The organism is Pseudomonas sp. BIGb0381 (assembly GCF_024809815.1).
Lineage (GTDB): Bacteria > Pseudomonadota > Gammaproteobacteria > Pseudomonadales > Pseudomonadaceae > Aquipseudomonas.
In genome coordinates this window covers 1-22,267 of the sequence record NZ_JANUEN010000012.1, presented here as the reverse complement: position 1 = coordinate 22,267, position 22,267 = coordinate 1, and the positions used below count along the sequence as shown (strand labels likewise).

Sequence of the window (22,267 nt, the reverse complement as noted above, 5' to 3'; positions counted from 1 at the left end):
GGGCGAAAATCGCACTCTTTAGCTGTAGGACCGATCTATGGAGCAGCCCGTGCAATGCCGTGCCGGCGCAGCTTTCTATACAGCGTGTTACGGCTGACACCCAACTGCTCCGCCGTGTGGGTCATGTGCCAGCGTTGTTGCTCCAAGGCCGTGAGCAGGGCGAGTCGTTCGGCGTCCCCCAGGGGCGACTCTGCAAGCCTGGCCTCGGCGACCGGCTGTGGCCGAGCCTGGCGGATCAACGCTGGCAAATCCTCAAGACCGACCCGCCCGTCGTCACACAGCGCTGCCAGCGTACGCAACACCGTGCGCAGTTGCCGGACGTTGCCCGGCCAGGGGTAGGTCAGCAGCGCCGAGCGCGCTGCCGGGTCGAGTTGTACGCTCTGCCCACCCGCCTCCTGCGCCAGCAGGAAATCCAGCAACTGAGGCTTATCGCTGCGTTCACGCAACGCTGGCAAACCGACTTCCAGGCCGTTGAGCCGGTAGTACAAGTCTTCCCGAAAACTTCCGTCCTGCACGCGCTCCAGCAAATTCCGGTGAGTCGCGCTGATAATTCTGACATCAACCGCCTGGGGCTCACCGCCGATGGGCACCACCATGCGGTCCTCCAGCACCCTTAACAGGCGCGTCTGCAGCGCCAACGGCATATCGCCGATTTCATCGAGGAACAGCGTGCCGCCGTCGGCCTGTTGCAACTTGCCCTGCATGCCGTCCTTGCGCGCGCCGGTAAAGCTGCCGCCGCGATAGCCGAACAGTTCGCTTTCGATCAGACTTTCCGGGATGGCGGCACAGTTGAGGGCAACGAAAGCCTTGTCGGCGCGCGGGCTGGCGTGATGCACCGCCTTGGCGAAGGCCTCTTTGCCGGAGCCGGTTTCGCCGTTGATCAGCAAGGGCACATCACGCTCGAATACCCGCAGCGCTTTCCGGAAGTCACTCTGCAGTGTCGGGTCGCCCAGGCAGATACCGGCCAGGCGCACGGGCTCAGGCTTGACGATGGGCGCAGGCACACTGCGCGATTGACCGCGCAAAGCCGCGAACAAGTGCCGGCCATCCCGCGTGCGCAATGGCCAACTGGCGGTGGCATTGGCACTGGCGCGACCGAGCAGTTGGTCCAGGGAACACTCGAAAAACGCCTCCACCGGTTGCCCCATCAAACCACCCCGAACCTGCCCCAGCAGGTTGAGTGCGCTCTGGTTGACGGCACAAATCCGGCCCTCGCCGTCAAACGCCAGCAGCCCTTCACTGAACAGGCCCACCGACTCGGCCTGCAGATGAAAGCGCAGCAGCCAATGGTTTTCGAAGTGACGCAGGAAGTAGCAACTCTCGATCATCTTCGCCGACAGGTTGACCAGCGCCATGGTGTGGAATTGGCTCTGGCGCGACACCTCCTCACGGGCCGACGACACGTCCAGCACCGCCAGCAGGTCGCCATGGGGGTCGAATACCGGGCTCGCCGAACAGGTCAGTCCAGTGTGGCGCCCACGAAAATGTTCGTCGCGATGAATGGTCAACGACTGGCGTTCCACCAGGCAGGTGCCGATGCCGTTGGTGCCCTCGCACGCTTCGCTCCAATCCGCACCGAGCCACAACCCGGCGCGTTCGAAAATCTTGCGCTCGGACGGCGCCGTGACACAGTTGAGGATCACCCCACGCGCATCGGTCAGCAGCACCGCATGGCCAGCGCCCGACAGCTGCTGGTGCAGGCTGTTCATCTCGCTGCCAGCGATATGCAGCACCTGTTGCAGGCGCTCACGGCTTTCCAGCAGGCGGCCATGCTCAAGCACAGTGGGGGCAATGGTTTGCGCAGGGTCGAGGTGGTAGTCCTCCAGGCAGCGCAGCCAGGAACGGGCGATGGACGGGTCGCTGGACGGATCGCGCCCGCGCGCCACGGTGAGGACTTGCTGGGCATGGCGACTGAAATGATCGTTATGCATGTTCTTATTATTCTCCCTGCGTGAGAGCAACCAGCATCCCCCAGGCACCCAGCCAATGCAATCCCGGACCGACCCGCCGGTCACAGCGTGTACCGTTTATGGCACAAACTGTCACAGCGCCTGTACCACCCGTGTCACAGCAACGCTTTGCAACAAACCCCAACCCCTTGATTTCCCTGGCCTGCGAAGCAGTGGCCCAACCTTTGCTCTACGCTTTATCAAGCGCTTGCGCGCTGCACTCCAATAAACATAAAAGCCAGGAGATACCCACCATGCGTTACGCACACCCCGGCACTGAAGGCGCGATCGTTTCGTTCAAGGCCAAGTACGGCAACTACATTGGTGGCGAATTCGTTGCCCCGGTCGATGGCAACTATTTCACCAACACCTCGCCGGTCAACGGCAAGCCTATCGCCGAATTCCCGCGCTCCACTGCCAAAGACATCGACAAGGCGCTGGACGCCGCCCACGCTGCCGCTGACGCATGGGGCAAGACCTCGGCCCAGGACCGCTCGCTGGTGCTGCTGAAAATCGCCGACCGCATCGAACAGAACCTCGAACTGCTGGCCATCACCGAAACCTGGGACAACGGCAAGGCCGTGCGTGAAACCCTCAACGCCGACATCCCGCTGGCGGCGGACCACTTCCGCTACTTCGCAGGCTGCATCCGCGCCCAGGAAGGCACCAGCGCCGAGATCAACGAACACACCGCGTCCTACCACTTCCACGAGCCGCTGGGCGTGGTCGGCCAGATCATCCCGTGGAACTTCCCGCTGCTGATGGCCGCCTGGAAACTCGCTCCGGCCCTGGCCGCCGGCAACTGCGTGGTACTCAAGCCCGCCGAGCAAACGCCGCTGGGCATCAACGTGCTAATGGAAGTGATCGGCGACCTGCTGCCACCGGGCGTGCTGAACGTGGTGCACGGTTTCGGCCGCGAAGCCGGCGAAGCCCTGGCCACCAGCAAGCGTATCGCCAAGATCGCCTTCACGGGCTCCACGCCGGTGGGCTCGCACATCATGCACGCGGCGGCCGAGAACATTATCCCGTCCACTGTTGAGCTGGGCGGCAAGTCGCCGAACATCTTCTTCGCCGACATCATGAAAGCCGAACCGTCGTTTATCGAGAAAGCCGCTGAAGGCTTGGTGCTGGCGTTCTTTAACCAGGGCGAAGTGTGCACCTGCCCATCCCGTGCGCTGGTGGAAGAGTCGATCTACGACGAGTTCATGAAAGTAGTGATGAAGAAAGTCGAGCAGATCAAACGCGGCGACCCGCTGGACACCGACACCATGGTCGGCGCCCAGGCGTCCGAGCAGCAGTTCGACAAGATCCTGTCCTACCTGGAAATTGCCAAGGGCGAAGGCGCGCAACTGCTGACCGGCGGCAAGGTCGAGCAGCTCACTGGCGACATGGCCGGCGGCTATTACATCCAGCCGACCCTGCTCAAGGGCACCAATGAAATGCGCGTGTTCCAGGAGGAAATCTTCGGCCCGGTGGTGAGCATCACCACCTTCAAGGACGAAGCCGAAGCCCTGGCGATTGCCAACGACACCGAGTTCGGCCTGGGCGCCGGCGTGTGGACCCGCGACATCAACCGCGCCTACCGCATGGGCCGTGCGATTAAAGCTGGCCGCGTGTGGACCAACTGCTACCACCTGTACCCGGCGCACGCCGCGTTTGGCGGTTACAAGAAGTCCGGCGTGGGCCGTGAGACGCACAAGATGATGTTGGATCACTACCAGCAGACCAAGAACTTGCTGGTGAGCTACGACATTAATCCGCTGGGCTTCTTCTAACTAACCCCTCCCCTCCCACAGTTGAAATGTACTCAAATGTGGGAGGGGTTTGCCCTCTCCCACACTTAGCTCTCCACAAGTACTTGCGAATTGCATTCGGCACACAGAGGCCGAGTTAAAAACAATAACAATGAAAGGTACTTCTTCATGCCTAGCGAACCGACTGGATCTTCTGTCGACTTCGAAAAAGTCGACTCCCAATACTTCCAACAACGCGAACTTAAAAAAGGAGCCGCCGGCTGGGTGCTGCTGGTCGGCCTTGGCGTTGCCTACGTCATCTCCGGCGACTACGCCGGCTGGAACTTCGGCCTGGCCCAGGGTGGCTGGGGCGGTATGTTCCTCGCCACATTGCTGATGGCCACCATGTACCTGTGCATGTGCTTTTCCCTGGCCGAACTGTCTTCCATGATCCCCACCGCCGGCGGTGGCTACGGCTTTGCCCGCAGTGCCTTCGGGCCTTGGGGCGGGTTCCTGACGGGCACCGCCATCCTGATCGAATACGCCATCGCCCCCGCCGCCATCGCGGTGTTTATCGGTGCCTATTGCGAGTCGCTGTTCGGTATCGGCGGCTGGATGATCTACCTGGCGTTCTACATCATCTTTATCGGCATCCATATCTTCGGCGTCGGTGAAGCCTTGAAGCTGATGTTCGTGATCACCGCCATCGCCGCGATTGCACTGGGCGTGTTCCTGGTGTCGATGGTGCCGCACTTCAATGTCGCCAACTTGCTGGATATCCCGGTAAGCGAAGCCAAGGGCGCCAGCACCTTCCTGCCATTCGGCTATGTCGGCGTGTGGGCGGCGATCCCCTATGCGATCTGGTTTTTCCTTGCCGTAGAAGGCGTGCCGCTCGCCGCCGAAGAAACCAAGAACCCCAAGCGCGACCTGCCCCGGGGCTTGATCGGCGCCATTGTGGTGCTGACCAGTTTTGCCCTGTTGATCCTGGTGATCGCACCGGGCGGCGCGGGCACCTACGCGCTGATCAAATCCGGTAACCCGCTGGTGGAAGCGCTGGCGCTGTCCTATGGCGGTTCGACCTGGATGGGCAGCTTCGTCAACCTGGTCGGTCTGGCCGGCTTGATCGCCAGCTTTTTCTCGATTATCTACGCCTATTCACGGCAGATCTTTGCCTTGTCCCGTGCCGGCTACCTGCCGCGCAAACTGTCCCAGACCAACAAGAACAAGGCACCGGTACTGGCCCTGGTGATCCCCGGCATTATCGGTTTCGGCCTGTCGCTGACCGGCCAGGGGGATTTGCTGATTCTGGTGGCGGTGTTTGGCGCGACCATTTCCTACGTGCTGATGATGGCCGCGCACATCACCCTACGCATCCGTCGCCCCAAAATGGACCGTCCTTATCGCACGCCGGGCGGCATCTTCACGTCCGGTGTAGCCCTGGTACTGGCCTGCGTGGCCGTCGTTGCGGGCTTTTTGGTGGATCCACGGGTGGTGATTGGCGCCGCAATCATCTATGGAGTATTAATTGCTTACTTTGCTTTCTACAGCCGGCATCACTTGGTAGCAGGCACGCCCGAAGAAGAATTCGCCGCGATCCAGGCCGCAGAGGCCGCCTTGCACTAACTGCCGTAAACCTCGACGCGGGTTCCTCTCCTGCCCGCGTCGTCAAGGAGACACTGTATGGCAAGCTTTTCCCACGCGGTGGGTGCACAGACCTACCGCTTCGACAGCCTCAAAGACGTGATGGCCAAGGCCAGCCCCGCGCGTTCCGGGGACTTTCTCGCCGGCGTCGCCGCGCAGAACGATGGTGAGCGGGTGGCGGCGCAAATGGCGCTGGCCAATATCCCGCTGAAACACTTCCTCGAAGAAGCGCTGATCCCCTATGAAAGCGATGAAGTCACCCGGCTGATCATCGACACCCACGACAAGCAGGCTTTCGCCGTGGTCAGCCACCTGACCGTCGGCGGTCTGCGCGACTGGCTGCTGAGCGACGCCGCCGATGAACAATCCCTACGCGCATTGGCGCCGGGGCTGACACCGGAAATGGCAGCGGCTGTGTCGAAGATCATGCGCGTGCAGGACCTGGTGCTGGTAGCGCAGAAGATCCGGGTGGTCACTCAGTTTCGCGGCACCATGGGCCTGCGGGGGCGCCTGTCGACCCGCCTGCAACCTAACCACCCGACCGACGAGCCGGCGGGCATCGCTGCGAGCATTCTCGACGGCCTGCTCTACGGTAACGGCGACGCCATGATCGGCATCAACCCGGCCACCGACAGCATCGCCTCGATCTGCGCCATGCTGGAGATGCTCGACGCCATCATCCAACGCTACGAAATCCCCACCCAGGCCTGCGTGCTGACCCACGTCACCACCTCCATCGAAGCCATCAACCGCGGCGTGCCGCTGGACCTGGTGTTCCAGTCGATTGCCGGCACCGAAGCGGCCAATGCCAGTTTCGGCATCAGCCTGAGCGTGCTGCAGGAAGGTTACGAGGCGGGCTTGAGCCTGAACCGGGGCACCTTGGGCCAGAACCTGATGTATTTCGAAACCGGCCAGGGCAGTGCCTTGTCGGCCAACGCGCATTTTGGCGTCGACCAGCAAACCTGCGAAACCCGCGCCTATGCGGTGGCCCGGCATTTCAAGCCGTTCCTGGTGAATACCGTGGTCGGTTTTATCGGCCCCGAGTACCTGTACAACGGCAAGCAGATCATTCGCGCGGGCCTTGAAGACCACTTCTGCGGCAAGCTGCTCGGCGTGCCCATGGGGTGCGACATCTGCTACACCAACCATGCCGAAGCCGACCAGGACGACATGGACACCCTGCTGACCCTGCTGGGCGTCGCCGGGATTAACTTCATCATGGGTATCCCCGGCTCCGACGACATCATGCTCAACTACCAGACCACCTCGTTCCACGACGCCCTGTACGCTCGCCAAACATTGGGTTTAAAGCCAGCGCCGGAGTTTGAACAGTGGCTGGCCAAAATGGGCATCTTTACGCAAGCCGACGGCAAGGTGCGCTTCGGCAACAGCCTGCCACCGGCGTTTCGCCACGCCTTGGCGCAATTGGGATGAAGGAGCCGCCTGTGCAACTCGACCTGCCTGAAAACCCGTGGCTGGAACTGCGCCGCCTGACCCCGGCGCGGATTGCGCTGGGCCGCACCGGCACCAGCATTCCCACCAACGCACAGCTTGATTTTCAGTTCGCCCACGCCCAGGCGCGGGACGCGGTGCACCTGCCCTTTGACCATGCCGGCCTGAGCAGTCAGTTAGCCGAACGTGGGCGTGACAGTCTGTTGCTGCACAGTGCCGCAACCGACCGGCATAGCTACCTGCAACGTCCGGATTTGGGGCGGCGCTTGAGTGATGAATCGGCCCAGAGCCTGCGGGATTACGCGGCTGCGCATCCGGGCGGCATGGACCTGGCGGTCGTGGTGGCTGATGGTTTGTCGGCGCTGGCGGTGCATAAACATACGTTGCCGTTTCTTACGCGCATGGAAGAACAGACCCACGCCGAAGGTTGGTCCTTGTCGCCGGTGATCCTGGTGGAACAGGGCCGCGTGGCGGTGGCCGACGAAATCGGGCAACTGCTCGGCGCCAAGATGGTGGTGATCCTCATCGGTGAACGGCCGGGGCTCAGTTCGCCGGACAGTTTGGGGCTGTATTTCACCTACAACCCCAAGGTCGGCCTCACCGATGCCTATCGCAACTGCATCTCCAATGTACGCCTGGAAGGCTTGAGCTATGGCATGGCGGCCCATCGCCTGCTGTACTTGATGCGAGAGGCGTGTCGCCGGCAGCTGTCGGGGGTCAACCTGAAGGACGAGGCCCAGCTTCAGACGATCGAATCCGACGACCCGGACCTGATGAAGGGCAATTTCCTGCTCAGCCCACCCACCGACTGATCCCGGCACGATTGCGCTTTTTCGCGTCTTTAGGCAGCATCAAGTCACGGCCGCTCGCGTGGTCATACCCCATTTGGAAGTTGAGGCCTGGCATGCGGATTACTCAAGCGACCCTGGAACACCTGGACCTGTTGACCCCGTTGTTCGTCAAGTACCGCGAGTTCTATGGGGCCCTGCCCTTTCCGGATTCGTCACGGGCCTTCCTGGAAAAGCGCCTGCGCCGCAAGGAGTCGGTGATCTACCTGGCCCTGGCCGATGACGATGACAAACGCGTGCTCGGGTTTTGCCAGCTTTACCCGAGCTTTTCCTCGCTGTCGCTTAAACGTGTGTGGATCCTCAACGACATCTATGTGGCCGAAGACGCGCGCCGACAACTGGTGGCGGACAATTTGATACGCACAGCAAAGAAGATGGCCAAGGAGACCCATGCGGTCCGGCTGCGGGTGTCGACCAGCAGTAATAACCAAGTGGCGCAAAAGACGTACGAGTCAATCGGGTTTCGTGAAGACACCGAGTTCAAGAACTACACGTTGCCGATCAGCGAAGACTGATTCCCTTACACGTAGACACCCTGTGGGAGGGGTCTGCCACCGATAGCGGCTTTTCAGTCAGACTATTTATAACTGACACGGCCTCATCGGTAGCAAGCCCCTCGTACAGCGGGTTATGTGGCGCCCAGCGCACCGTGTACTGCGACATCCCCCGCTACAAAACCAACACGCTTTTCACCTCTCAATCCGTATAATGCGGACCTTTCAGGGTTGTAAGAAACACTACATACACGTGTAGCCTTATTACCCGAGCTTCCGCACAGGCCTGCCGAGTCGGGCCGTTCACACAGGTGCCATCCATGGATTTCAACCCGCTCGACCTTATCCTGCATCTCGACGTGTACCTCGACATGCTGGTAACCAACTATGGTCCGTGGATATACGCCATTCTGTTCCTGGTCATCTTTTGCGAAACCGGCCTGGTGGTCATGCCGTTCCTGCCAGGTGATTCGCTGCTGTTTATCGCCGGCGCCGTCGCTGCGGGCGGCGGCATGGACCCGGTCTTGTTGGGCGGGCTGTTGATGTTGGCGGCGATTCTCGGCGACAGTACCAATTATGTGATCGGGCGAACGGCGGGAGAACGCCTGTTCAGCAACCCGAACTCGAAAATCTTCCGCCGCGACTACCTGCAAAAGACCCACGATTTCTACGACAAGCACGGCGGCAAAACCGTGACCCTGGCGCGCTTCCTGCCGATCCTGCGGACCTTTGCGCCGTTCGTTGCCGGTATCGCAAAAATGCCTTACCCACGTTTCTTCGGCTTCAGCGTGCTGGGCACCATCCTCTGGGTCGGCGGCCTGGTGACCCTGGGCTACTTCTTCGGCAACGTGCCATTTATCAAGAAAAACCTCTCGCTGCTGGTGGTGTTCATCATCCTGCTGTCGCTGGTGCCGATGATCATCGGCGTGTTCCGCAGCCGCTTTGGCCGCCCGTCTTCAGAAGCCAAGTCGCAGTAACCCGGCATGTGGTCCCTCAGCGCCTGGCGTCGCCGGCGCCTGCTGGCCAAGCACCCGATTGCCGATGACACCTGGCAGCGGGTGCGCCACCACCTGACCTTCCTCGACGGCATCAGCGCCGAGCAGGACCAGTGGCTGCGCGAAGCCTGCGTGGTGTTCCTCGCCGAAAAACACCTCACCGCCCTGCCCGGCGTCGAGCTGCACCAGGAACAACGCCTGCTGCTCGCCGCCCAGGCGCAATTGCCGCTGATGAACCTGGGTGACCTCGACTGGTACCAGGGTTTCCATGAAATCGTGCTGTACCCCGACGACTTCCTCAGCCCCCAGCGCCATCGCGACAGCAGCGGCATCGAACACGAGTGGGACGGCGAACACAGCGGCGAAGCCTGGCAGCAAGGCCCGGTGATCCTCGCCTGGCCGGGCGTACTGGCCAGCGGTCAGTGGGAAGGCTACAACCTGGTGATCCACGAACTGGCCCACAAGCTCGACATGCTCAACGGCGACGCCAACGGCCTGCCGCCGCTGCACCACGACATGCGCGTGCAGGAATGGGCCAGCGTGATGCAGAGCGCTTATGACGATCTCAATCGCCAACTGGACGCCAACCCCGACGCCGAGACGGAGATAGACCCCTACGCGGCGGAAAACCCGGCGGAGTTCTTTGCGGTCACCAGCGAATATTTTTTCAGCGCCCCGGATTTACTCGTCAACCGTTATCCACAGGTGTACGCCCAACTCAGCCGCTTTTACCGCCAGGATCCCTTGGCCCGCCTGACCCAACTGCAAGCGCACGACCCGCGTTATCAGCCACAAGGCGAATGACCGTACGACGTCTGGCGCATGGCATCGCCGTCAGAATATGCCTATAATCGCCGCCACTTTTAGGCCAATCCGGCCATGTCATATGGCCAACTACGGGGGCAACGCCCAATGAGCTACAGCAAGATTCCGGCTGGCAAAGACCTGCCGAACGACATCTACGTCGCCATCGAGATTCCGGCCAACCACGCGCCGATCAAATACGAAATCGACAAAGACAGCGACTGCCTGTTCGTTGACCGTTTCATGGCCACCCCGATGTTCTACCCGGCCAACTACGGTTTTATCCCTAACACCCTGGCCGACGACGGTGACCCCCTCGACGTGCTGGTCGTAACCCCTTACCCGGTTACCCCAGGCTCGGTCATCCGCGCTCGCCCAGTCGGCATCCTGAACATGACCGACGACGGCGGCGGCGATGCTAAAGTGATCGCAGTGCCACACGACAAGCTGTCCCAGCTGTACGTGGACGTGAAGGAATACACCGACCTGCCGCCACTGCTGCTGGAACAGATCAAGCACTTCTTCGAGAACTACAAAGACCTCGAAAAAGGCAAATGGGTGAAGATCGACGGTTGGGGCAACGCAGACGCCGCCCGCGCCGAGATCATGAAGTCGGTCGCAGCCTACAAAGGCTGATACCCGCTACTCATTGCCCCGGCAATTGAAAAAGCCCCGATTATTCGGGGCTTTTTTGTGGGAAAAATTAAACGACAAGTTCAATGCTTTATAAGCTTAGTTTAACCACCGCTCAAATCCGAAGTAACAAGCTACAACTAAGCAAAAACCTACAGGCCTAACTCAACGCATGGTTTATTTGATGTGTTTTCTCGGCCAGTAAACTCTGCGTTTATGAATACATCAGGTGATCGCTTAAAAGCGCTATTAAGGGAAGTTCATCTTTCCGCCTCCGACTTCGCCAAAAACCGTGGTGTCACGCCTCAACACGTGAACAACTGGTTCAAACGCGGTGTACCCATGGGCCGACTCAACGAGATCGCAGAACTGCTGTGTATCTCCAGCCGTTGGTTACGCACCGGCGAAGGCCCCAAACACCCACCGGCCAACTTCCTGCTGGAAGGCCCGAGCATCAGGAAAGGACTCCCCACCCGCGAAGAAAGTGGCAAATACCTCACAGGCCCCGCCTGCAGCCCGGAAAAAATCGACGTGGAGATCCCCCTCCACCCCACCTTCACCTCAACCGAACGCATCCGCGTCTCCCTGCACACCCTCGAAACCCTCAACGTCAACCCCGACCGCGCGCTGGGCGCGTACATGGTCGACAACAGCATGATCGACATCATCCAACAAGGCGCCACCCTCGCCATCGACAAAGGCCGCACCCAAATCATCGACGGCGAAATCTACGCCGTCGAACACGATGGAATGCTACGCATCAAATACCTCTACAACCGCCCAGGGGGTGGTTTGCGCATGCGCAGCCACAACGCCGGCGAACACCCGGATGAATACCTGACACACGAGCAACGGTTTGAGCAGAACTTCCAGATCGTGGGCTGGGTGTTCTGGTGGTCCACCCTCAACAACCGCCGCCCACCCGTGCCGCTGGATGAGCATCTTTTGGGCTGGGAAGGCTCTAAATCGGAACCGGAGGTGGGCAACTGAGGTGAATGTGGGTATCATGCGCCGCACATTTGGCAGGGGGTTGCGTTGCGCTATCCACCCTGCTCGGCGATGCGGAGGATTTCCCGCGGATGCCCCTACTATTCAGCCCGACGCAATGTGGGCTGAGCGATTTGAAGGCTGCTGAGGTTTGTCAAAAACAAGCTGAGGCGGTCACAGAGAAGCCGGCCACAAGCCGGCTTTTTAATGCGTCCCCTACCGTATTTTCGGCTCTACAAGCATCGCTACAACATACTCGCAACCACCTCATCAAAATCAGCAAACCTTTCCTTCAACCGCTCAATCGTCCACCGCCACTTTGTTGTCCTGGGCCTACAAATCGTATTCTGATTTCCAAACATCCCCGTCTCCCGCACAGCCTGGCTCACTGGCACGGTATCCAACCACTCAACCGACACAAAGTAATCACACCGCTCCGGATCGTCCACAAACTCAGCGTGATAATTTGCACGCTTGGCAACCTCAAGCACCGGACGCTCCTCACCGTTCACAGTTACTGTGAATTCGTTCGCAGGTGTCGACTTTCCGCGCACCCTTCCAACGCCAACATAACCCTGCTGCGGAATATTCACCCATACACGATCCCCTGGCGAAAGCAGCTGCAAAGTTCTGCTATACCAAGCGCCGCCGCCACCTGAAATAAAGCCAAACTCTCTGGCGTCCTCCCATGAGCGCGAAGTCGAATCTCCGAACGAGCAATAGAACTCACCGTTCCAAGGCTCGTTATGCCCCTCGCTCGCCGATACCGCGTTCACTTGTGTCTGAACGGGATCGAGTAGCCAGGACCGACTCAACAGTTGCTGCTCACCCATTTTGAAAATCTGAAAACACAGCACGTTGATGGGTATATCTCGTTTACTGAGGTATTCAACAATTCGCTCACTGCTCGCGTCTAACTCCGTAGCAACAATGACCAGTTGATGGCTTTGGTTTAGCTCGTCATCGTCTAGGACACGTCCAAAACGAGCTAAAAAGTCAGCGTAGAGGGTATTTCCCGGCCTGAATCGCTCGTAAATCGCGCCGATCTCATTAGGCTGTAAACCTTGAACCCACGCAGCGTAATCGAGTGTCTGGGCAACAACGTCCCGAGGTGTGCGGTCGCGTTTGAGCTCAACCAGCACAAGGTTTCCATCGGGAGCTATCGCCAGGAGGTCAATGCGTCCACCTGAGTTAGTTTTTTCTTGCTTGCCTATCAGCATCCACTCGTCTGAGAGGATGCCTGGCGAGTTGAGGATCATATCTTCAAGCAACTGCTCACTGACCAGTCGGCTCAGAGGGAGCTTGCTCGGCGCAACACCGACGGTCCAAACATCCGTTTTTATGGGCAAGTGGTACATCCTTGATGAGGTGGAATTTCGCGACTCTAACACCGTCGCACGCCATTCTGGCGACAAGCACAATTGGGCAACAGGCTGCTGCACAAATCGGACGAGATGATTGATATGTCGCTAATAGCGACATGAAAGAAAGACGTGTCGCAAAAAACGGCAAATAAAGACATGGCACGATACGTAAACGGACAGCACTTGGTCAGCACCTTGCTGACCAAATGCAATTATCACATCACCTCGGCTGCATACACTCCACAGCCCGATCCGCCACCATCCTGGCCATCTCAACCAAATGCATCACCGCCCTTTGCGGCGCAGCCACCGGTTCACCAAGCACTTGCGATGTAGCCACCGCACACTGCAGCAACTCAGCCACGCGCACCCAAGCATCTTCAAAGCTCAGCTCTTCATTGACAGTAAATGGGTTGGTCGCAGGCGATGACGGCGAATCCGAAACAACGTTATCCATAGCAAACCTCCAATCGATAATTTGGAGCTGCCACTAACCGCGACTAAACGAAAGGTGGCAGCTGTACGCAGGTTAGTCGACCGGTCGATTGGAAACCCGGCGCACCCGGAGGTGCCCTGCGCACAGCCACCATAAGATGCAGGCGAAGGGGGCCTGACTCATGAGTTGCTTATGCGCCAATCGAATCCGGGCGACTAAACCCGATCACTGAATAGGCAGTGACGATCCGCAGCCTAGTCACGCATTCCCGCTGGCGCAATGCGGTTGGGATTCTCTAGGAAACGTCCTGCAAATGAAAGGGATCAGCCCTGCTGGCCCTTTAAGCTCCAGCCTCAATCCAATATCAAATGCGGCAAAAACCGGCTCGAATCCTTGGTAATCAAACTATTGTCCTCCCGCACCCCAATCCCCGCCGCCTGGTCCCCAATCACCCAAGACCCAATCAACGTATAGCTGTCCCCAAACCGCGGCAACGGCGCAAACTCCTGAAGAATAAACGGCGCATCCGTGTAGGGACCGTCCTCCTTCACTATCAGCCCATCAGCCGTTTGCAGCTCGATGTTCGCCCCTTCCCGCGAGAAAAACGGCTTGCGCACCCAGCCCTTCGGCACAGCTTTACCCGGTTCGGTATCCAGGTGGGCCGCGAGCAAATTCGGGTGGCCTTTGTTGAATTCCCACAGCAACGGCAGGATGCCTTTATTGGAAATGATGGATTTCCACGCCGGCTCGAAAAACTGTGTGTCGCTCTCGGCAATCGCGGCGCCGAAGGGTTCGTGGAAGATGAATTCCCAGGCGTGCAGTTTGAACAGGTGGGGAATCCAGCGGTCCTGGAGGTCGACGAAGCGGCCTTCGCCGGTCAGGCCGATGTCTTCGATGTCGATGTGGCGTGATTCGATGCCGACTTTTTCTGCGACGAGGCGCAGGTAGTCGGTGGTGCCTTTGTCTTCGACCGAGTCTTTCATCGAGGCGAAGTAGAACGGCTGGTTGACCTGCAGTTGAGCGAAAGCCTGGTGCAGTTTGGTGTCGATGCTATTGAACTGGTCGGCATGCTTGGGCAGCAAGCCGCGTTCGATGCATTGCTCCAGCCAGCCCCACTGAAACGCCGCCGCCTCGTAGAGGCTGGTCGGTGTGTCGTAGTTGAGTTCCAGCAGTTTGGCGGGGCCGGTGCCGTTGTAGGAGAAGTCCATGCGCCCGTACAGGTGCGGGTGGCCTTCGAGCCAAGAGGTCTTGATCATGTCGAAGAAGGGCGCGGGAATGCTCAGGCGTTCGAGCAGCTCTTCGCTCTGGACCACGCGGGCGACGAGGTCCATGCACATGTCGTGGATCTCGGTGGTCGGGTCTTCGAGGTCGTGCTCGATTTGCTTGAGCGTGAACTGGTAATACGCGCTCTCGTCCCAGTAGGGTTCGTTGTCGATGGTATGGAACAGAAAGCCAAGGTTTTCAGCCGTCTGTTTCCAGTCATCACGCTCTGCGCAATGGATTTTCTTCATGGCCCGGTTTCCTTAACTGCTCGACCCGCCGCCGCCCCAGCCGCTGCGTGCGCTGGCCTTGCTGCCGAAGCCGCCACGGGAGGTGGCCGACGCCACGGAGCTCGACTGGCTGGAGGAGCGCAGCGTGTTGGTGTAATTGCTGCTGCCGTAACGGGCCTGATTCGAGCGGCCAAACGTCGCGCCATTGGAGACACGCTGATTGAGCGTCGAGTTGCCGTAGTTGCCGCGATCATCGCGGTAGCGGTATACGGGCTCAGAGCGGTAGCTGTTGCGATTGCTGCTCAGCATGTTGCCGATCAGCAGACCGGTCAGCAGGCTGCTGGTGGAGAAGCCGGAGCCGCCGCTTGCCTGAGCATTACCCGCCTGAGCGTTGGCAGCGTCGACCTGGGATTGCGTCACCTGGCCTTCGGCGGTCAGTTCGAAACCGCCCAGCTTGGGAATGAACTGGCCATTGGAGTCCAGCTGGCACCAGCCGGCGACAAAGTCGGCATCGCAATCGGCCTGGCTGGCGTATACCGGGGCGATGCGGCGATGCTCGGCCATGGCGGTCATGTAGGCGTCCGAACAGACGTCCACCGGAAGCTTTTCATCGGCACATTGCTGCACCGACTGGAAGTTGTACTTCTTCTGCAAATCGTAGGTTTTTTCCGTCGGCCCACAGCCGGATATCGCCATGGCGACCGACGCTGCCAGCGAAAGCTGGACGTACTTGCTTCGTTTCATCGGGAGCTCCGTGCGCAATCAGTTCTGGGTAGGCGTCATGCAGGCGGCATTCAACATGCCGACGCTGATGGCCACGGCGGCCACGTAGATGCCCGCTGCGAGCTCGCCTCTCTTGATGCGCTCGGAAGTGCCTTTGAGCACGAGGCTGGTCAGCAGGAACGCCAACAGTTGGACGACGGCTGCGATCACCGCCCAGACGACGAAGTCGAGGATGCTGATCGAGTAGGCAATCACGTTGCTGGCCGGAATGGCGAAACCGACGATGGCGCCGCCCAGGGCGACTGCCGCGGAAACGTTGCCCGCCCGGATCAGTTCGAACTCCTTGTGCGGGGTGACGCGGGTGTAGATGAACTGGAACAGCGCGAACAGCACCGCCGCCCCCAGAATGTAGGTGACAAACCCGACTACGGCGGCTTTGTTCAGGGAGATGGAGAGAGCTTCTAGCATGGACTTCTTCCTTTTTTAGAGCGCATTCAAGTCGGTTGTGTACAGCGAAATGCCCAGCGACGTGCTCAGGCTGACGGTGCCTTCAGCGTCTTCTTCTACAGAGAACAGCAGAAACTCGCGTCGATCGGTCAGGCCTGTGTCACGGGCATATAGCATCGAACGGTGCTCGACGTTGTAGAAATCCTCGGGGTTTATCACGTGCTCGCTCATGGCCACCAATTCTGTCTGGCCTTCCTCGCTGCCCCACACGCGCGCGTATTCAACGCCATTGTGGGTATAAGTCGGCAACCCGATCGGACTCTGCGGCCCCGCCAGCCGACGCAGTTCAGCTTCGCTGCTGAGGGTGACGTAACTGAGGTAGTTGAACAGGATCACAGACTCGACCTGCCCGGCGATGTCGCCCGTGGTGTGCACCTGCAACCAGTAATCTTCGTCGTTCATGTAATAGCGCGACAGCCAGGTCGACTGCCCGAGGTCAACGGTGCCGTTACTCCAGACTTCCTGGGAGCCGGGGATAACCACCGTGGTTTTCCCGTCGAGCAACAACTTCAGGGTCGCGTCGAATATCACGCCTTTGCCCGGTGCCAGGCCCAGCGGCCCGGTGGTCGGCAGGGGTTCGGCGGCGGCGCCTTTCGAGTGTGTATTCGCTTGCGGGGCCTCAAGCCCCATCAACTGTTTAAACCATCCCATTGGAGATTTCCTTGAGGCGGGTGGAGGCGATGTAGAAGAGTTCGCCGCCTTCAACGCGCGTGGCGCTGGGCGGGTTGATCGACGGTTGCGACGCACCCTTGGCGCGATAGCCGATGAGGGTGGCGTTGTGGCGCTCTTTCATTTGGGTGTACAGATCGCCGAACGATGCCTCAAAGGCCTCGGGCAATTTCATCAGGTATTGGGTGGCACCCTGCCCCACGCACAGCAGCTCATTAATGACCACCGACGAGCCCGGATCCTGAGAGGCACGCACCAACATCTCGATGGCCATGCTTGACGTGCACTCCAGGCTGGGCGCGTAGGAGCTGGCCAGTGCGGCAATTTCACTTTCATTGAAGTGGGCGACGACATGCCCGACCGGACTCAATTGATTCACCGCCAGCACGGTGGCCAGCGTCAGATCGTCGGAGGGGGTTCGCACCAGTACACGCTCGGCGCCGGGCACACCGGCACGCAGCAATAACGCTGTGGAAGACAGGCTTTCACCACGGATGAACGCCGCTTTGCCCGGCATCGGGTTTTCTTCGAGGGTGCAATCGCAGATGACGATCAGGTTGTCGTTCGAGGTTTCGTCTTGAAGCAACAACTCGATGACCCGCTCACTGGACGCGCCCTCCCAGCCAATGAGCACGGTATGACCGACCTTGCCGGTGAAATCGCCTTTGCCCTTCATGCCTTTTCTCCATGCATCGATGACAGTGCTGGTGGTTTTGCCGATGGCTGCCGTGAGCAGCGCAATGCCCCCGAGCATGACCCAGGTTGCCACGAACACGCGCCCCGCCGAGGTCTGTGGCGCAAGGTCGCCATAGCCGACGGTCAGCGTAGTGGTGAGATAGAAGTAAACGAACGTGGCGGGCGCGGTGAGGTGTTGTTCGCCCAGAACCACCAGGCCCAGATAAGCCGTGCTCAGGTGTACACCCAAGGCAACGACCAGGCCTGCCCAGCCGAAACGGTGAAAGAGGGAGGAGGCGTACATGCGCAGCAAAAGAAAAATCGACATTCCGTCCCTGACTCCCTGGGTACTTGATTCCCGATGACGCCATCGCCTCGACGTGTGGATGCTCAAGTGCGTTCAGCCGGCATTAAACCTGCTGCGTGGCTTGGAGAGAAGTACCTTGGCTGCAATAAATCCGGCGAATGCACCAAACAGATGCCCCTCGAAGGAAACACCCTGACGAGGCAGGAAGCCAAGGATCAGGCCGCCATACAGTACCGCTACGACAGCGGCCGTTATCAGGTTGCTCCAGCTCCTGTGGAACCAGGCGCGAGACAACAAATAGGCCCATAACCCGAATACCCAGCCGCTGGCCCCCACGTGTATGCCCGCAAAACCGAACAGCCAGACCAGCGAACCGCCCAGCAGGATAATGATCGCACTGACGGTAACGAAGCGATTGAGCCCTTCGATAATCACCAGGGTGCCCAGGATCAAAAAGGCAACCAGGTTCGCGCTCAGGTGGGCGAACGAGCCGTGCAAAAACGGTGAGGTGAGGATGCCCGGCAGCCCCTGCAGCGTTCTCGGGATCAGGCCGAACGCCATGAGGCTGTAACCGGTCGCCACATTGAGCAGTTGCAGCACGACCATGAAGAAGGCCAAGCCTGCGATTGTCTTGAAACCCTTCAGGGCATCCATCCTGACCTCGACGTAAAAAAAGAAGGGCAGACACTGCCCTTCCTGCGGCGACGTTGCTTACTCGGCCGACTTTTGCTTCAGACGCTCCAGAATCGCATTGGCGCTGCCTTCGTTCGGCGTGATGCCGGCGTCGCGCAGCTTGCGTTCCAGGTCGGTCCCCGTGGACGCCTCAACCAGCTCATCCTGGGCTTGCAGTTCAGCAGCGCGTTGCTGCTGCTTGGCCTGCAAACGATTCAGCGTACCGACGGCGGTTTCCAGCTTGCCGTTGGCACCACCGCTGGCAATGGAGGCGCTGACCTGGGCCTTCTGTACGCTGTCGCGCGCCTTGGCCATATCCACTTGCTGGCGCAGGCTTTTGATACGGCTTTCGGCCTTGGTGATGTCCTTGCGCATGCTTTCCGCATAGCCACCGAACTCGGTGGCTTGCTTATGCTCGACATCCCGCTCGTTGGTCAGGCTCGAAATGGCTTCGGCCACTTCCAGGGCGAGGTCTTCACGATTGGCCTGCAGGGCAGCCACCGCCTTGGACTCCAGGTCCTTGATCTTGGCGTCGTACTCATTGACGCGATCAGTCGCCAATTTGTGCTTGGCCATGATGCTGACCAGCTCACGCTTGGCGTTGGCCAGCGCGGTGTCGGCATCGCGAATTTCCTGATCGAGGATGCGCAGGGCCTGTTGGTCGACGATCGATTCGCCGACTTCGTTGGCACCGCCACGCAGCGCGGTGAACAATTTGCTCCAGATGGACTGAGTCATTGGATACTCCCGAATAATTAATTGAAGAAACGTTCGAAGGCTTCGCTGGCGCGCTGCACGTTGTCGACCAGGGTTTTCACCTCGGTGACGATATTGGTCAGGCTGGAGTCGGAGCTCAACGCACCGAACATGTTGTAGACAACTTGCCCGTTAGGCATGGACTCGATACCGATGGAGGACAGCGGGAACATTTCCCGGCTGCGCAACACCGCGTCATTGAATTTAGCGACATCGTTGATGGACTCGACATCGACCAGGACGGTGTCAACGATGATCTGCTCGCCCACCACCGCGATGTAAATCGGCAAGCCACCGAAGTCGTTCATTTCCAGCTTGATGCTGGACTCGGAGCCTTGAACGAGAGAAAGCGTAATGTCCTGGGACACCACGTCGTCCAGGGCCTGAAGAGCGGTGAAGAGGCGATCGATATTCCAGTTGGTACCTGCGCTCATGAAATTCTCCGACATGAATGAGCCAGCCAGAATCGGCTGGCGAAGCTGTTTCTCCATCTGCTTGAGCAGGCTTCGGTTTTCGGGAAGCACCCAAGTCTCGTGTTTCACGTAGCCGGCGGCCGCCAGGCCTGCACGCATCTGCTTCATGTAAAAGCTCGATGGCTTTTTGGCGGACGGCTTCAAGCGCTCTCCCTTGAGGCTTGCTGAATCGGTATCGGGCCCTTTAGGCGGACTCGATGGAGAGCTGCTTTCCATGGTACTGACCTCGCGGTGAAAAACTCACGCGTGAGAAAATCTACAGGCATTTTTTGCCACACTCAATAGCTCACGCGTGAGATTTTTTGACTGGCTTTCCCGACCGCTAAAAAGATCAGTCCTACTGACAATTCATGAATTGTCGCCTTTGAGTTGACGGTATTACCCATTCCAGCCGATTTATCCCCCAGCACCCACCCATTAATCTGCGCCCATGTTGAACGCAACGCCCAACCAACCTAAACAAAAAAGGATTCAACCATGAGCACTCCAACCTACAACCGCTTGAACAAAGACGACGCCGTAGTTCTGCTGGTCGACCACCAGACCGGCCTCATCTCCCTGGTCCAGGACTTCTCGCCCAACGAGTTCAAGAACAACGTGCTGGCCCTGGCCGACCTGGCGAAGTTCTTCAACCTGCCGACCATCCTCACCACCAGCTTCGAACAAGGCCCCAACGGCCCGCTGGTACCTGAGTTGAAAGAGATGTTCCCGGACGCGCCCTACATCGCCCGCCCAGGCCAGATCAATGCCTGGGACAACGAAGACTTCGTCAAGGCGATCAAGGCCACAGGCCGCAAGCAGATCATCATTGCCGGCGTGGTCACGGATGTGTGCGTAGCGTTCCCGACCCTGTCGGCGCTGGCGGAAGGGTTTGAGGTGTTTGTGGTGACCGATGCCTCTGGCACGTTCAACACCACCGTGCAGCAGGCGGCGTGGAGCCGGATGACCCAGGCCGGTGCGCAGTTGATGAACTGGTTCTCGGTGGCGTGTGAGCTGCACCGCGACTGGCGCAACGATATCGAAGGACTGGGCAATCTGTTGTCCCAGCGCATTCCTAACTATCGCAACTTGATGAATGGGTATGCGGCGCTGACGGCTCACCAGAAGTAAGTCAGCCGAGATTCGCGATAAGCCTGCTTTGAAAAGCAGGCTTTCGTTATTCAACCGAGCTTCCAACTTAAAGAACCACAGCGCACTGCTCTTCGATCAGCATGATCGCCATTTAAAGTAGCCCCCAACTGTGATTTGGGGCTGACTATTACGCGACCTTCGTAAGCCCTTTCTGATTTTCCCCGCCGTTCATCCAGCCGCTTTTTACTGCGGCAGACTCCGACGCCTTGCCCTCTGCCGAGACGTCACGGATGACCAACGCTTCCCACATTGCCTCTATCGAACATGAGCTGGATGGCTTTCATCAGAGCCTGGTGATTTATCGCCAGCAGATGGACGCCTGGTATTCGCGGGCGTTGGATTCGGTGAGCCATACGGCGGATATGCCGTCGTTGCTGGGGATGGATCGGGTGTTGCGCGTCGGTGACTCGCAGACAACCGTGAGCATGAGCGACCCGAACTTTATCGGCAGTGTCGCCGTGTGCCAGTTGGGCGGCGAGCTGAAGATAGAGAGCAAATTCGACTCGGTGTATGACGTGCCGATCGGCGGCATTCCGGTCGAGGTGATCGGGCTGGATGACGGCAGTTCCACGCGGGTCATGCTGGATGAACACGGCAAGGGCTCACACCACTGCGCCGCTGGCGGGCGCTATCAGGTGCGGGTACAGGGCGGTGTTTCCCAGGAGCAGGTTGACGCATTGTTCACCTCCTATGCCGGGCTGATGGCGGACCTGGAGTGGTGGCTTCGCGAACAGTGGCAAGGCTTCAAACCGCATTGGCAGCAGTCCACGGCCAGTGCGATTGGCAGCGGCGTGCTGGCGGGCAGTTGGGCCGCGATCCGGGACGTGTGGGACAGCATCAAGCTGGTGCAGGCGATTCTTGAAAACCCGTTGAAGTACGTCGAACAGCTGGGAGCCGAAGCGACCAAGCTGGCACAAATCGCCACCGATGCGCCCAAGGTCATGGAACAGGCGATGTTGCTCGCCAGTGATGAAGCGGCGCTGTTCCTGCTGGTGCGCACGGCGATGATCTGGTTGGACGCATTGCCGCCCAGTGAGATTGCGCAAGTGGCCGCTGGGTTGGTGGTGTCGCTGCTGATTGACCTGGTGATTGGCGCGGTGCTGACCATCGCACTGCCGGCGGCGGCTGTGGCGTATTTGAGCCTGCGGCTGGCCAGGTATGGCGCGCAGATTGTTAAGGCGGCTGTTGGTTTTGTTCAGAGCGTGCTGGCGATTCTGACGAAGTTCATGCAGGCGGTGGATCGCTACAAGGCGGTGGCGGTTCGCGGTGTGGTCGGCGGGGTGAAGCAAGGCACGCTTCAGATGCGCTGGCGGGCGCGGCAGAACACGGTGCTGAAGCAAAAAGAGCCTGTGGATGATGTGCCTGTTGTATCGACGAATCCGAAGGGCGATGCGGCGGCCTCTTCGGATAAGACGGTCACCAACGGCTGCCCCGTGTCGATGGTTACCGGGGAGGAACTGCTGACCCTGACCGATGGCACGTTGGACGGGATTTTGCCGTTTGAGTGGACACGGTTGTATCGCACCAG

At 59.4% G+C, this 22,267-nt stretch carries 22 protein-coding genes; 11 read left to right on the top strand and 11 right to left on the bottom strand.

Annotation, left to right across the window (positions count from 1 at the left end):
* Positions 1-35 precede the first annotated feature (35 nt).
* Positions 36-1,931: a sigma-54-dependent Fis family transcriptional regulator gene (locus tag M2397_RS25665; protein WP_131700083.1), complete on the bottom strand. Its 1,896-nt coding sequence runs from the start codon at positions 1,929-1,931 to the stop codon at positions 36-38.
* Positions 1,932-2,203: 272 nt separating this feature from the next.
* On the opposite strand from M2397_RS25665, the gene M2397_RS25660 reads away from it, so the two are divergent.
* The 9 genes from M2397_RS25660 to M2397_RS25620 all read left to right on the top strand — a co-directional run bounded on the left by M2397_RS25660 (position 2,204) and on the right by M2397_RS25620 (position 11,539).
* Positions 2,204-3,724, top strand: a complete 1,521-nt coding sequence (locus M2397_RS25660) for an aldehyde dehydrogenase family protein (protein ID WP_131700082.1) — start codon at positions 2,204-2,206, stop codon at positions 3,722-3,724.
* A 147-nt stretch (positions 3,725-3,871) separates the two neighbouring features.
* Positions 3,872-5,305: an ethanolamine permease gene (gene eat / locus M2397_RS25655; RefSeq protein WP_259244712.1), complete on the top strand. Its 1,434-nt coding sequence runs from the start codon at positions 3,872-3,874 to the stop codon at positions 5,303-5,305.
* A gap of 57 nt (positions 5,306-5,362) precedes the next feature.
* Positions 5,363-6,757 carry an ethanolamine ammonia-lyase subunit EutB gene (locus M2397_RS25650; protein ID WP_131700081.1) on the top strand — a complete coding sequence of 465 codons (1,395 nt, stop codon included), beginning with the start codon at positions 5,363-5,365 and terminating at the stop codon, positions 6,755-6,757.
* Positions 6,754-7,587 carry an ethanolamine ammonia-lyase subunit EutC gene (gene eutC / locus M2397_RS25645; protein WP_053138150.1) on the top strand — a complete coding sequence of 278 codons (834 nt, stop codon included), beginning with the start codon at positions 6,754-6,756 and terminating at the stop codon, positions 7,585-7,587. Before M2397_RS25650 ends, eutC begins: the two co-directional genes overlap by 4 nt.
* Before the next feature lie 92 nt (positions 7,588-7,679).
* On the top strand, positions 7,680-8,138 hold the full coding sequence (locus tag M2397_RS25640; protein WP_131700080.1) for an N-acetyltransferase: 459 nt from the start codon (positions 7,680-7,682) through the stop codon (positions 8,136-8,138).
* Positions 8,139-8,437: 299 nt separating this feature from the next.
* Positions 8,438-9,094 (top strand): DedA family protein, encoded by a 657-nt coding sequence (locus M2397_RS25635; protein ID WP_167656540.1) that lies wholly within the window; start codon positions 8,438-8,440, stop codon positions 9,092-9,094.
* Positions 9,095-9,100: 6 nt separating this feature from the next.
* Positions 9,101-9,916 (top strand): zinc-dependent peptidase, encoded by an 816-nt coding sequence (locus tag M2397_RS25630; protein WP_131700078.1) that lies wholly within the window; start codon positions 9,101-9,103, stop codon positions 9,914-9,916.
* 108 nt (positions 9,917-10,024) lie between these two features.
* Positions 10,025-10,552 (top strand): inorganic diphosphatase, encoded by a 528-nt coding sequence (ppa, locus tag M2397_RS25625; RefSeq protein ID WP_003176323.1) that lies wholly within the window; start codon positions 10,025-10,027, stop codon positions 10,550-10,552.
* A 213-nt stretch (positions 10,553-10,765) separates the two neighbouring features.
* Positions 10,766-11,539, top strand: coding sequence for a helix-turn-helix transcriptional regulator (locus M2397_RS25620; RefSeq protein WP_131700077.1), 774 nt, complete (start codon positions 10,766-10,768; stop codon positions 11,537-11,539).
* 242 nt (positions 11,540-11,781) lie between these two features.
* On the opposite strand, the gene M2397_RS25615 is transcribed toward M2397_RS25620, so the two are convergent.
* The 10 genes from M2397_RS25615 to M2397_RS25570 form a co-directional block, all read right to left on the bottom strand.
* On the bottom strand, positions 11,782-12,885 hold the full coding sequence (locus M2397_RS25615; RefSeq protein ID WP_259244711.1) for a nuclease: 1,104 nt from the start codon (positions 12,883-12,885) through the stop codon (positions 11,782-11,784).
* 235 nt (positions 12,886-13,120) lie between these two features.
* Positions 13,121-13,357: a hypothetical protein gene (locus tag M2397_RS25610; RefSeq protein WP_259244710.1), complete on the bottom strand. Its 237-nt coding sequence runs from the start codon at positions 13,355-13,357 to the stop codon at positions 13,121-13,123.
* A 332-nt stretch (positions 13,358-13,689) separates the two neighbouring features.
* A complete protein-coding gene (locus M2397_RS25605; protein ID WP_145336765.1) occupies positions 13,690-14,847 on the bottom strand; it encodes a glutathionylspermidine synthase family protein in 1,158 nt (385 codons plus the stop codon).
* Between the two features lie 12 nt (positions 14,848-14,859).
* Positions 14,860-15,570 carry a DUF1190 domain-containing protein gene (locus tag M2397_RS25600; RefSeq protein ID WP_131700302.1) on the bottom strand — a complete coding sequence of 237 codons (711 nt, stop codon included), beginning with the start codon at positions 15,568-15,570 and terminating at the stop codon, positions 14,860-14,862.
* Positions 15,571-15,588: 18 nt separating this feature from the next.
* On the bottom strand, positions 15,589-16,017 hold the full coding sequence (locus tag M2397_RS25595) for a DUF350 domain-containing protein (protein ID WP_024077626.1): 429 nt from the start codon (positions 16,015-16,017) through the stop codon (positions 15,589-15,591).
* Between the two features lie 15 nt (positions 16,018-16,032).
* Positions 16,033-16,707, bottom strand: a complete 675-nt coding sequence (locus M2397_RS25590) for a YjfK family protein (protein ID WP_259244709.1) — start codon at positions 16,705-16,707, stop codon at positions 16,033-16,035.
* Positions 16,694-17,728 (bottom strand): ion channel, encoded by a 1,035-nt coding sequence (locus M2397_RS25585; RefSeq protein WP_259244708.1) that lies wholly within the window; start codon positions 17,726-17,728, stop codon positions 16,694-16,696. The genes M2397_RS25590 and M2397_RS25585 overlap by 14 nt, the downstream gene beginning before the upstream one ends.
* Positions 17,729-17,800: 72 nt before the next feature.
* Positions 17,801-18,361, bottom strand: coding sequence for a rhomboid family intramembrane serine protease (locus tag M2397_RS25580; protein ID WP_145336769.1), 561 nt, complete (start codon positions 18,359-18,361; stop codon positions 17,801-17,803).
* A gap of 57 nt (positions 18,362-18,418) precedes the next feature.
* Positions 18,419-19,117, bottom strand: coding sequence for a PspA/IM30 family protein (locus tag M2397_RS25575; protein ID WP_131700306.1), 699 nt, complete (start codon positions 19,115-19,117; stop codon positions 18,419-18,421).
* 17 nt (positions 19,118-19,134) lie between these two features.
* Entirely contained in the window at positions 19,135-19,716 is a 582-nt protein-coding gene (locus M2397_RS25570) for a YjfI family protein (protein ID WP_131700307.1), read from the bottom strand.
* Between the two features lie 369 nt (positions 19,717-20,085).
* Between M2397_RS25570 and ycaC the strand changes: the two genes are divergently transcribed.
* Together ycaC and M2397_RS25560 are read left to right on the top strand one after the other, a co-directional pair.
* Entirely contained in the window at positions 20,086-20,718 is a 633-nt protein-coding gene (gene ycaC, locus M2397_RS25565; RefSeq protein ID WP_027605204.1) for an isochorismate family cysteine hydrolase YcaC, read from the top strand.
* Positions 20,719-20,969: 251 nt separating this feature from the next.
* The coding region (locus M2397_RS25560; RefSeq protein WP_259244707.1) for a DUF6531 domain-containing protein at positions 20,970-22,267 on the top strand (1,298 nt) is incomplete at its 3' end.